Below are 12,839 nucleotides of genomic sequence, written 5' to 3'. Positions count from 1 at the left end.
CAAGCGCAAATTGGGCCTAGGTCGCATTCGGGCGCGTGGCGCCGAAACCAGTTTGACCGTCATCGCCCTTCAGTTTCTGGTCATGAATCTGGAGCGGCGACTGCGTGTTCTCTTTTTGCATTTTTTCAGACTGCTTGGGTTTAGAGACTTGCGTTGGGTGTAGATGGAACGAATCTTGTTCAGCAAGCCCTAAATTATTCCACAAAAGTCATGAATTATTTTGACATGACTTGGCAAATGCGATACTATTTCCTTTGAGGATGTTAATCCAACCTTTTCCGATTTGGGAAAGGTTCATTTTTTGATTGGGCAGTATATTGTATTGGATAGACAGGCTATAGCCATACTATCCAAGGGAGGTTGAAACTATGTCCGTACAAGGGCGACACCTATTTACTTCCGAGTCTGTCACTGAAGGGCACCCGGATAAAATTTGCGACCAAATTTCCGATGCGGTACTTGATGCTTTTTTGGCAAATGACCCTTATGCTCGGGTAGCCTGCGAAGTGTCTGTAGCCACTGGGTTGGTGCTGGTAATCGGGGAGATCAGTACGAAATCCGAGTATGTCGATATTCCAGCGATCGTTCGTAAGACGGTTAAGGAAATCGGCTATACGCGTGCTAAATATGGTTTTGACTACAGTACCTGCGCCGTTCTGACATCGCTGAATGAACAGTCGGCTGATATCGCGCAAGGCGTAAACGCCGCTCTGGAAAGTCGCGATCAGGCACAGGTCGATAAAGAGACAGAAAATATCGGGGCTGGCGACCAGGGCTTAATGTTCGGGTTTGCTACAAACGAAACACCGGAGTTAATGCCGTTACCGATAGCCCTTTCGCATCGGATTGCACGCCGCCTTTCCGAAGTGCGTAAAGACGGAACGCTAGATTATCTTCGTCCCGACGGTAAAACCCAGGTGACGATTGAATATATTGACGGCAAGCCGAAACGTGTAGACACGATTGTCGTATCTACGCAGCATGCTGAGGAAATTACTTTGGATCAAATTCAAAGAGATATTAAGCAGCATGTTATCCTCCCTGTCGTTCCCGCGGAGCTGCTGGACGGGGATACGAAATATTTTATTAACCCGACAGGGCGTTTTGTTATTGGCGGACCTCAAGGGGATGCCGGCCTAACGGGACGCAAAATCATTGTAGATACGTATGGCGGTTATGCTCGTCATGGCGGCGGGGCTTTCTCGGGGAAAGACCCGACAAAGGTAGACCGATCCGCAGCGTATGCCGCTCGTTACGTAGCGAAAAACCTGGTTGCTGCAGGGCTGGCTGATAAAGTGGAAATCCAATTGGCATATGCGATTGGCGTTGCCAACCCGGTCTCCATCAACGTCGATACGTATGGAACTGGTAAAGTACCGGAAGAGAAGCTGGTGGAGCTCGTGCGGGAGAACTTCGACCTGCGCCCAGCGGGAATCATTCGTATGCTGGATCTGCGTCGCCCGATTTATCGTCAAACTGCTGCTTATGGTCATTTTGGCCGTACGGACATCGATCTGCCCTGGGAAAGAGTGGACAAGGCGGAGTTGTTAAAGGCACAAGCAGGGCTGTAATTGTATATTGCTTAAGACAAGGATACTCATCTATTTGAGCGAGTATCCTTTTTTATTCCCTGAATTCTAAACTCGCTGCTACCTTTTGCCGTTATTAATTATAGGTATGTCTTGAACTCGTATCATTTTTTACTTTACATATAGGATTGCAACCGGGGAAGGGGAAAGGAAATGAAAAAGAAACTCTCGTTATGGATTGTTATTGCGATGATATTTAATATGTTCATAGGAGTATGGGGAGAGGACGTTGCGAGCGCGGCAAGTGCCACTGCACCATTACCTACTGTGGTTCCCGCGAACGGTTCTACGAATGTTCCAGTCGATACCAAACTGCAGATCAGCGTTCCTGGGGCGAGAATCAAGACGAACGGAACGCAGATGTATACGATATCTACAAGTTTGGGCGGGGTGACAGATAAAAAAGAAATTACCGTTACGGAATCTACTTATAGAGATTCTATTATATTGACGCCACCAACTTTATTGCAATATAACACAGTGTACACCGTTTCTTTGCCTGAGGATGCTTTTACTATCGAAGGAAGCGGTGAAACTACGGCAGCCTATAGCTGGTCTTTTACGACAGCCAAATCTTCAACGACGGCACTATCTGCATCCTTTAGTCCGAGCAATGGGAGTACGAATGTCAGCATTAACACCAAACCAACGATTACGTTTAACCGAAATATTAGATTGAATCCTGGTGTTGCAAATGGGGGAATTACGCTTAAAAAATCTAGCAACAATGCAATCGTACCTATTACGGTGTCGGCGAGTTCCAATCTTGTGACGATCTATCCAACAAGTTCAACGCTGGAGGCGGGTACTAGTTATTATATTGAAATTGCGGGGAACGGGATTTACGATGCTCAGAATACATTAATTTATTATGCAGGAATAAGTGGAAGTAATCGTTGGAGCTTCCAAACTGCTGCTCCTGATAAAACTGCACCCGTACTCCAAAGCGCAACGATGTATAGCAACACAGCTATTCGATTATTGTACAATGAGCCATTGCTGTCCACTTCAAATTTGCCCACTTCCTATTTCACAGTGACGGTGAATGGAGAAACACGTCGGATTAGTTATGTTACCGTATCCGGGGATGCTGTATATGTAAACCTAGAGACTGGTGTAGCTGTCGGGCAGGATGTGAAAATCAGTTATACGGGTAGCACTTCGGGGATTCGGGATGTGGCCGGAAATGCTGCGGCTGCCTTCACCGGAAAAGTAGTTACTAACGGGATTGACTCGGTTATGCCGAAGCCAAAAGACGGGTATGCAACAAGCAACACGGTCACGTTGTATTTTAGTGATTCACTTAAGAGCCCTTCGAGTTATGCTTATCAACAATTCACGGTTACGGCTAATGGAAGTTCCAGGGGGATAAGTAGTCTATCCCATAGCGGCTCAACCATTACGCTGCATTTGTCCAGCTTGATTTCGAACGGTGATGTTGTCAAAGTATCCTATACACCAGGGTCTTATCCACTGCAGGATTACCGTGGCTTTGATATCGCGGGCTTCACCGATTACTTTGTTCGCAACACATATGATTCAGTGGCACCTGTATTTCAAGGGGTTGAGGGTTCTGGCAACAAAGTGATCTTAACGTATAATGAAGCATTGCGTACCAGCCCGATACCGTTAAAAAGCCAATTTTCGATACTGGTTAATAATGCACCGGTATATGTCACAGGTGTTGAAATTGTATCCAACCAAGTGATCCTAACCTTGGCTTCTTCATTTACAAAAGATCAAAACGTAACGTTATCTTATGTATCGGGTACTGGTGGCATCGCGGATCTAAATGGAAACCTGGCGGGTTACATCAACCTGCAGCCGGTAACATACAGTACCGTAGTTGAGGGGGTGCGTTCAGCCACGGTCACGGGAGATACGCTAACGATAACGTTCAATTCTACATTAAAGTCGGCATCATATGTTCCGGTTAATCAATTCTACGTAAATGTGGATAACGTGAACCGTGGAGTTCAATCCGCAACCATTAGTGGCAATACGGTCATCCTGAAACTGAGCTCTGCTGTAACAGCCGGGCAGGTCGTAACATTGTCCTATCTGACAGGTGCGGCACCTTTATATGATAATTTGGGCAACATGATAAAGAGCTTTAATAATTTATCGGTTCAAAACTTAATGGGGGGGCAGTCTACAACACCAGGCGTCCAACCGGATTATCTGACCGTCATGAGTAATGCCCAATTCGGAGTTAGTGGATATCTGTTAAACGTGAATACAGCCCAAGCGACGAACAGCCGCTCGCGTTTAGGCGTAGGATCCAAAAAATATACAATCGATAATACCAAGCTGCAGACGGCCTTTAGATATTTAGTAGACAGCAACGCCTCAGTCCGCAAAGTGGTATTTGAGGTACCTTCTACCGAGAAAGCAGCAGAAGTGGTTGTTCCACTTAGTGCACTAATGGATGTTTATAGTCGAGGAAAAACGGCTTCGTTTATGGTCAAATATAATCATGTGATGTATGAATTGCCGGTGGAAAAGATTCCGTTTACCGAGATTTCCAGGTTGCTTAATGTCAGTGCATTAAACTCAGCTTATCTTACCATTCAACTGGAGACGGTCACGAAAGCACAATTACCGGGGACGAACTACAGCAATGGCGTCACAACAACCCCGATGATGGACCCGGTGCAAATCTATGTGTCAGCATTTAACGGAGTGAATTCGCAAAACGCGGTAGAGGTGTCCCACAACGGACAACTTTACTTCCGAGCGACAAATACTTCGCCTAATGGTCAATTTTTGCTTATGAAATATGACGTAAATACACAAACCGTATCTTTTGTTCCGTCTAAAACAACAACTAGCGGCAGTGCAATCATCTTTAATGGGAAGATTAACGGAAATGCTGTAGTTGGTCCGGCGGTGGGCTACAGTTACTTCTCTGACACGACCAAGCATTGGGCTCGTGCGGACATTAATGAGTTGGCCAGTCGCTTGATCGTAACGGCTGCTTCCGGATCGAAGTTTGAACCGGAGAAAAAAATCACCCGTGCTGAGTTTGCGGTCTACATTGCAAAAGGCCTCGGACTGACTGGAGATGAATCCTATGCCCGTCGCTTCCCGGACGTTTCTTCTGGGACGACAGCGGCGTACATCGGGGCGGCGGCGAAGGCCGGGATTATTAACGGCAATACCGACGGCACGTTTAAGCCGAACAGCAACATCACGCGGGAGCAAATGGCGCTGATGATGGTGCGGGCGATGGAATACGCCGGGTACAATACGTCGATGAACGGAGCGAGCGCGGCAACATTGACGAAGTTCAAGGATGCGGCGAAGATCCAGTCCAAGGACACGGTGGCTAAAGCCGTGAAGGAAGGCATCATTCAGGGCATAACGACAAATACGTTCCAGCCGCAAGGCAATGCGACCCGCGCGCAAGCGGCGGTTATGCTGAAACGTGTATTGGATAAACTGAACTACATTTAATCCACAATGATTCCCGGCACTAGGGGACGAACCCTGGTGTCGGGATTTTTTTTTGACGTGGGAGGGGAATGCATATGGCCAGATCTCTTTCGGGGTTTATCCCGTTGCATCAGGTTGTGGAAAAGGGCTAAAAAGGTGTTCAGTAAGAGAGGACTTATCAGCCGTTACATTGAGGGGCGATCCGCACGGTAACTAAATTAAGGCCCCGTCGTTCTGAACGAAAGGGATCATCGTGCAAAAGAGTCGTGAAAAGGGGCGTGCAGGCGTAAGCGGCTGAGCGGGTAAGTGACTTAGTGACTTAGCGACAAATGAGTAAATGAGCAAGTGCATAAGTGCATAAGTTTGGTATTCGGAGTTGAGCAAAGCGGAGTGAGACCCCCTTTTTGGGGATGTTTGCTCACAAGTTATCCACGAAATTCACATTATCCACAGAAGATAAGCACATCCGATAGGAGTATCAAACAAAAGTTATCCTAGTTTTCCACAGAATTTATCCCCAATATCCACATTACCCACATTTCAATTCCACAAAAGTAAAGAAGTTGATAGGTTCCTTTAACAATCTTGCTAAATTTCGTAACTTTTCGGCATAAAAGTAGTCTATTAATAAGGGACTAGCTTAATAGAAGCACGTTAGAAGCATGAACAGATGGGAGAGTTGTCTAACAAAATGGTAGTCAGAAGAGACGAAACCGGAACGAAACAAACCCAAGTGAATACGGATCTGGAAGTTGTCGTACGTCAAAACTCGAAGTTGGCCCACCTGGTGACAAAGGGCGGTAAGCGCATCGCCTTAGTCACGCTGGCGGGATTGATATGGATTCAGCCTGTGATTGGCATTGGACCGATCGCGGGACCGGCTTTGACTGCGGAAGCAGCCGCAAGTCAAACGGTGAAGCTTAGTGAAGAAATGATCACGTCGGGAGCCAAGCTCGTAAAATACGAGTACACGGTAACCCGTTCGGGCAAACCGGTGAAGGTGCTGACCGATGTTATTGAGGTGGATTTGACGAATCCTTACGTCCAACTGGACGTGATGACCGGCAAAGGAGGACAAGTAACGACGAGACAAAGCGTGGAAGGAATGGCCAAGGAAACCGGGGCAGTCGCCGGGGTAAACGGCGATTTCTTTGCGACTGGCGGGCAAGGCGTTCCGATGGGGCCGGCGGTGTCGAAAGGGACGGTTGTGACCAGCCCAGCTCAGCTGCAAGGGATGTATGCTTTTGCCGTGCGGAATGACGGGACTCCGCTGATCGACCGTTTTGGCTTCAGCGGTACGGTGTTCGCGGAGGATGGTTCGACGTTCCCGCTCGCGGGCATCAACCAGGAATCCTATATGACCGAGCCAGATAAGGCCTACAGCCACGTGAATAAAATGTTTATTTATACGAGTGCCTGGAAATCGGAGGAACGTCCGGCAGCCAGCTCGACAACGCCAACCGAAGTGCTGGTGCAAGGTGGCGTGATTACGCAAATCTCCATCAAAGCGGCGATTCCGGGACCGGTGCCGGCAGATGGGTATATTTTGCGGGCGCATGGTACGGCGGCGGATTATGTAGCCGCTCACCTGCAAGTAGGTCAGCGCGTAGATGCAGTCTATCAGCTGCAATCTTTGACTGACGGGCAGCTCGTAGATCCGGCGGATCTGAAAATGATGATCGGCGGTCACACCCTGCTGGTCGATCAAGGCAAAGCGTCGGCGTTTACCCGTTCGACAACTTCAATCAGCGGAGGCAGTGCCGTAGCACGGACAGCAGTAGGTTACTCCAAAGACGGGAAAACGGCTTATATCATTACAGCTGAGAAAAACAGCAACAGCACCGGCCTCACCCTGAAAGAGCTGCAAGGCTTCATGACGGGAATCGGTGTCTGGAAAGGCTTGAACCTGGACGGCGGCGGCTCCACGACAATGGTCACGCGACCACTGGCGGAAACGACACCGCAGCTCACGTTTACGACGTCTAACGGGGCGGCGGGGCAACGGGCAGTTGCTAACGGGCTGGGCGTATTTACGACGGCACCGCAAGGTTCGCTGCTTGGTCTCAAGGTCAGCGGTTCTTCCACGTTGTTCATCGGGCAAACCGTGCCGTACGCGCTGAAAGGCTATGACACGTATTACAATCCGATCGATACGAGCGGCATCCAAGCTTCCTGGCAAGCTAGCAACGGTAACGTGGTTTGGACCGGCAGCGGCTTTAAAGGTGTGAAGGCAGGGACGGCCAAAATTACCGCTACCAGCGGGCAAGCGAAAACCAGCATGGATGTGAAGGTACTGGGCGGCACGGACTTGGAAAGCCTGACACCGGGCACAACGTTCGCTCCGTTGCAAGCAGGAACCAGCGTCACAGTGGCTGTAACCGCGAAGCTGAAGGATGGACGTACGGTTGACGTTCCAGCGGAATCGGTAAAATGGACATTCAGCGGTATGAAAGCCAGCGTACAAGGCGGTGTGCTTACAGTGCAGTCCGTGAACAATGGGGCGAAGTTTGCGTATGCGACGCCCGTCTATGACGGCTTTAATGGAACACCGATCGTGCTGTCGGCTTCCACTGAAACGATCTGGGAAAGCTTCGAAAACATGACTTACCCCATCTCCTTCACCGGTCTTCCGGCTGAAGCTAAAGGAACCGTGAGCATTGTGCAAGGAACCGGAGAGCACGCAAACTCCAAAGTGTTGAAGCTCGATTACGATTTGACCGGCGGTACCGGCAGCAAGTTTGCTTATGCCCAATTTAACGGCACAAGCGGCAGAGCGATTCCGGATAATGCAACGACTTTGACGGTGGATGTGTTAGGTGATGCGAGTCTGAACTGGGTACGCGCCGAATTGTCTGACGCGGATGGCAAGCCAGTTTATATCGACCTTGCTCGTCCGATGGATTACACCGGTTGGAAGACGCTGACGGCGGATCTGACTGCGGGTAACATCAAGTTCCCGGCGAAGCTGAAACGCCTTTATGTTGTAAACGTCGAAGAAGGCCAGGACGAACGGGCGCTGACGGGCAGCGTTTCTTTTGACAATGTTCGCTTTACGGCTCCTGCAGCCGGCGGCCGCAGCCCGGAATTCCCAAGTGCGAAGGCTGTTATGGTGATCGGCCAGAAGTCGATGACGGTGAACGGGAAGAAGCAAAACCTGGAAGTTGCTCCATTGCTTAAGGACAATACGACCTACGTGCCGATCAAGTACGTGCTGGACGTCTTTGGTGGGAACGCCGCATGGAACGCGGCGGCAAAAAAAATCACGGTAACTCGCGGTACTATGGTGTTGGAGCTGACGGTGGGGCAGAAGGCATTTTTGCTAAATGGGGTCTCTTCCAAAGCGGAAGTCGCGCCAATTATTGTCAATGGAAGGACTTTAGTCCCATTACGTTTGGTCTCTGAACAGCTCGGAATTGGCGTAAATTGGGAGCAGAAAACCAAATCCATTACCCTCGAATCATGATATGATTAGTCTGGGACTATTTGGACTAAGAAACGGAGAAGGATTGTGTGGATTTTCAAGCGGATGCCATAGATCGCGTTATTAATAACGCCGTAAGCGTATTGGAAAATAGCAAGCTGCAGATCCTGGAAATACTAGATTCGGCCCGGAATGAGCTGAAGATGCTCAATAATGAGTTACAGAATGTCATGAAGGAAACGGCGGAAACGGTAGAGAAGGTAGACCAGCTCGAGGTTAACTACCGGAAATCCCGCATCCGGCTGACGGAAGTCAGCCGGGACTTCGTGCGTTATACCGAGGAAGATATTAAGCAAGCCTATGAAAAGGCAACTCAGCTCCAGCTCGACCTGCTCATCTACCGAGAGAAGGAAATGTATTTGAAGGCTCGACGTGATGAACTGCAGAAGCGTGCGCGGAACGTGGAGAAGTCGGTGGAGCGCGCCGAGACGATCAGTTCGCAGATGAGCGTCGTGCTGGAGTACTTTTCCGGTGAATTAGGACAAGTGACCCGGATTTTGGAATCTGCGAAGAACCGTCAATTGATCGGATTGAAGATTATTTTGGCTCAGGAAGAGGAGCGAAAACGTATCTCCCGCGAGATTCACGACGGTCCTGCCCAGCTTCTGGCCAATCTAGTGCTAAGGACGGAAATTGTAGAAAGAATGCTTGCTAAGCAGGAATTTAAACTAGTGCAGGACGAAATAGTAGATTTGAAAGCGCAGGTCCGCTCGAGTTTGGAAGAAATGCGGAAGGTTATTTTCAACCTGCGGCCGATGGCATTGGATGATCTGGGATTGATTCCGACGCTGAGAAAGTATGTACATGACTACGAAGAAAAAACGAAGATAAGAGCAACCTTTGAAACCCGGGGCAAAGAGCACCGGTTGTCCTCTCCGATGGAGGCGGCGATCTTCCGACTGGTGCAGGAAGCGTTGACCAATGCGGCGAAGCATGCTTTTCCAACTTATGTAGGCGTTGAAATCACGTACCAGGCACAAATGATCCGTATTGTGGTAACCGACAACGGGTTAGGCTTCAAAGTGGATCAGCTGGAACAGAAGACGAAAGAGCATACACACTTTGGATTAATAGGCATGCGGGAGAGAGTGGAGCTGCTCGAAGGCCGGATGGAAATTGAATCGGCGGCCAACTTGGGCACGAAAATCATCATTCATATCCCAACCAACTCAGATAAGAGAAAGGAGTACCAGGATGGATAGTCTTACTAGTGGAACCAGACAAGTGATTAAAGTTCTCCTGGCGGACGATCACCAGTTATTTCGTGAGGGTCTGAAGCGGATTTTGAATATGGAGGAAGACATCGAAGTCGTTGGCGAATGCGGCGACGGCGCCCAGGTGCTGGAAAGCTGCTTGCAGCTTCAGCCGGAAATCGTACTGATGGACATTAACATGCCATTGCTGAACGGCGTGGACGCTACGGCCGAGTTGCGCGAGGCGCTGCCGGACGTAAAGGTCATCATTCTGTCGATTCATGACGATGAGAGTTATGTTTTTGAAACGTTGCGCAAAGGTGCGACAGGTTACCTGCTCAAGGATATGGAGGCGGAGTCCCTGATCAATGCGATTCGCACGGTAGCGGAGGGCAATGCGTTCATTCACCCGAAGGTGACGGGCAAATTGATTCAGCAGCTGCGCCGGATGGAATACCTGAGCGAAACGGGAGCGATTGCCGAGGATACAGCGATCCGCGAAGCGGGCGTGAAATTCGTAGCCGGTGACGACAACCCGCTGACACGCCGGGAGGCCGAGGTGCTTCGCTTGATGGCGGAAGGTCGCAGCAACAAGATGATAGGCGAGCATTTGTTTATTAGTGAGAAGACGGTTAAGAATCATGTCAGCAGTATTTTGCAAAAAATGGACGTCGACGATCGTACCCAAGCAGTAATTAATGCGATTAAGTTCGGCTGGGTAACCCTATAAGATAGCTGGGCTGGGTCACTCGAAATTGCCTAACCGTCCCGTGGCTGGTTTTGAAGGGGTTGGCGGGATTCGGGCGGGAGGCTCTTTGTGGCCGGGGTTACCATTTTATTCATGATCTTGAAAAGTGAGGCGATGTTGCCGTTACATCCGATGTCTGGAAATGCATCTGGTGTCCCGGTTGCATTTTTTACGCCTCTCCCAGCGACGGCACCGGCCAATATACATAGTTGGTGGAAAGCCAACGGATTTTGTTGATATACTTTGCGTGGAGGCTCCTTCCGTGCGAGCCCAGTAACCGACCTCCTGGCGGCGGCATATATTGTCGCTATAAGGGAGGTGGTACGGTGGTTTCTTATATTGGCTGGATCCTTCTCAGTTACGGCTTAGCCGCGGCGTTGGTCCATGTTTTGCACGGAATAGTTCAGCAAGGAAAACGGAGAAATCGCAGGGTTCATTATATTTTGGTGACGAGCAATCATGAGAACCAAATGGAATGGTATTTGCGGGCGCTCTCGTGGTATGCGCGGCTGCGCAGTTTAGATCTACGTGTGACGGTATTGGACGAAAGCTCGCAGGACGATACGCTGGCAATCTTGCGGAAGCTCCAAAAGCAAGGCGGAATGGAACTCACCGTTATCGATTTGGCTGTGGTGCGGCAAGAGGATGTGGAAGCGTATGCGGCCACGGTGGCAGAGGATGCGCCGATCTGCATCGACCTTCGCGTACCGCGGGAGGCGGACAAAATTCCATATGTCCATGTGTAAACAACATATGACTAAGCAGGCGCATAGCTATGCGCAGATTAAAGTGTGAAGCACACTCTTTTATGGCGAGAAGCCGAGGAGTGTGCTTTTTTGCATTTTTAGGCGAGATGGGGCGGCGGGGAGCTCTGAGGTCCAGATTGATGTGGATGGAGAGAAGGATGCGGTTGGGGGGGTTGAGGAGGTTGGGTGTGAAGGTGAGTAAATAAGGTGACGGGAAGTGGGAGGCAGAGCAGTAACAAGAGGTTGTAATAGGAAAATCAGAAAGTGGCATTGGAGGTGGACGGTGGTGGTCAGTGGTGTGAAGCGGGTTGGGCGGCGGGGAGTGAGTACGAGTGATGATGAGAGCTACGAGCAGTGCCTAGAAGACATGAGTAACTTGTAATATGCAGAGCACAATGTGCACCTGGGCTCGAAGTGGTGGCCGTGCTAACGGAACTCAGAGGCGTTATTTGCTTGGGATTGCAAGAATGGGGATTTTAACGGAACGAGGAGACCTTATTTGCACCATGTGTGGGAGTTTTACCTTCTTTTTGGCCGGATAAGGTCTGTAGGTTCCGTTATCCCGGGAAATAGCCGGGAAATAGGCAAATAAGGTCGTTCAGTTCCGTTACGCGCGAAGAGGGATCTCCGGGTCACCAGGACAACCCAATAGGGGGACTTTATAGGGTTCAAGATGCGACAGAAGGTGTGAGGATTTTGGTGAAAGAAGTCGAAGCAACGGAGAAATTTTGAAATTGAAAAAAACTAAGATCCGAAAAAGAGGAATTATCCGAAAACTGTTGAAATATGGATAAAGATGTTAGAAATTAGGAGGACGGTGGAAATTGTGAGAGGGAGTCTGTATGCCGTACGCACTAAATCTGGATGGCAGCTTCGTGTTAGCTTAGATTTGCACGTTGACTTGTTGTGGTGGTTCGATCGAGAGGCGCACGCAATCTATTTATTATCCGAAGGATTACCGTTCGGTTGGGCGGTTGAGGCTAGAGATTCCTTCAAGGCATTCCGTGAGATGGATCGGTGGACAGAGCAGGAATGGGATCATTTTTTGATGCGGACCTTGCAGGAGGAAATCAAAGCGGAGGCTAGGCTGATTCATCCGGCTGAGCCGTTAGATGAGGGTGCCCTGGTAGGTCGGCACCGGGGGTGGCTGGTGAAGGATGGCCAAGTCACGGCATGGGGACGGATGTTTATACATAGCGGGAATAGCGGGGATCCCAGGATGGGAATGAGGTTGACGGGACGGATTGAGGACACATTGGAATTAGAAAAGGATACGGAAAGGGAGATGAGGACGGGAATGTGGATGGAGAAAAAGGTCGGGGCCACGGGAAAAAGAGCCTTATCGAGCATTAATAAAGTGAGAGGTTTGGGTGCTAAAGCGGAGGTGTGCGATCAGGGGCAATACTCCATGCAGATGGATGGAGTAGGCGGGCCGACCGTGAGGGAGTGGGACGACGAGCATGACTCTCGGCGTGGGGGATCGGGTAGCGAGCTGGCTGAGCTCGCCGAAGCGGCGCAGCGCCTGGCGGCTGCGCTGGCGGGCCGCTCGCTGCTGGAGGCCGAGCTCCAGCAGCTGCTGGCGGAACGCCTGCCGGGCCTTGCCCCGGTCTGGCGTTCCGCCCTCCAGCACGCGCACCTGCAAGGGCG

6 protein-coding genes and 2 pseudogenes are annotated in these 12,839 nt (G+C 50.1%); all 8 read left to right on the top strand.

The features are described from left to right. Positions 1-163 (top strand): annotated as a pseudogene (locus RW092_RS13275) (IS5/IS1182 family transposase); the annotation flags it as partial. Positions 164-368: 205 nt separating this feature from the next. Continuing rightward, positions 369-1,571, top strand: a complete 1,203-nt coding sequence (gene metK / locus RW092_RS13270) for a methionine adenosyltransferase (protein ID WP_028538154.1) — start codon at positions 369-371, stop codon at positions 1,569-1,571. Between the two features lie 171 nt (positions 1,572-1,742). Continuing rightward, on the top strand, positions 1,743-5,045 hold the full coding sequence (locus tag RW092_RS13265; RefSeq protein ID WP_316010421.1) for a SwmB domain-containing protein: 3,303 nt from the start codon (positions 1,743-1,745) through the stop codon (positions 5,043-5,045). Positions 5,046-5,715: 670 nt separating this feature from the next. Beyond that, entirely contained in the window at positions 5,716-8,487 is a 2,772-nt protein-coding gene (locus RW092_RS13260) for a stalk domain-containing protein (protein WP_316010420.1), read from the top strand. Positions 8,488-8,534: 47 nt separating this feature from the next. Next, complete coding sequence (locus tag RW092_RS13255; protein ID WP_009225329.1) at positions 8,535-9,707, top strand: sensor histidine kinase; 1,173 nt, start codon at positions 8,535-8,537, stop codon at positions 9,705-9,707. Beyond that, positions 9,700-10,428, top strand: coding sequence for a response regulator (locus tag RW092_RS13250; protein WP_009225330.1), 729 nt, complete (start codon positions 9,700-9,702; stop codon positions 10,426-10,428). Before RW092_RS13255 ends, RW092_RS13250 begins: the two co-directional genes overlap by 8 nt. Before the next feature lie 344 nt (positions 10,429-10,772). Further along, positions 10,773-11,192, top strand: a complete 420-nt coding sequence (locus RW092_RS13245) for a hypothetical protein (RefSeq protein ID WP_016314142.1) — start codon at positions 10,773-10,775, stop codon at positions 11,190-11,192. Between the two features lie 826 nt (positions 11,193-12,018). Then, a pseudogene (locus tag RW092_RS13240) lies at positions 12,019-12,839 on the top strand (hypothetical protein); the annotation flags it as partial.

The organism is Paenibacillus sp. 3LSP, assembly GCF_032465655.1.
Taxonomy (GTDB): Bacteria; Bacillota; Bacilli; order Paenibacillales; family Paenibacillaceae; genus Fontibacillus; species Fontibacillus barengoltzii.
The sequence above is the reverse complement of the archived record's forward strand: the minus strand, read 5'-3'. Positions and strand labels throughout refer to the sequence as shown.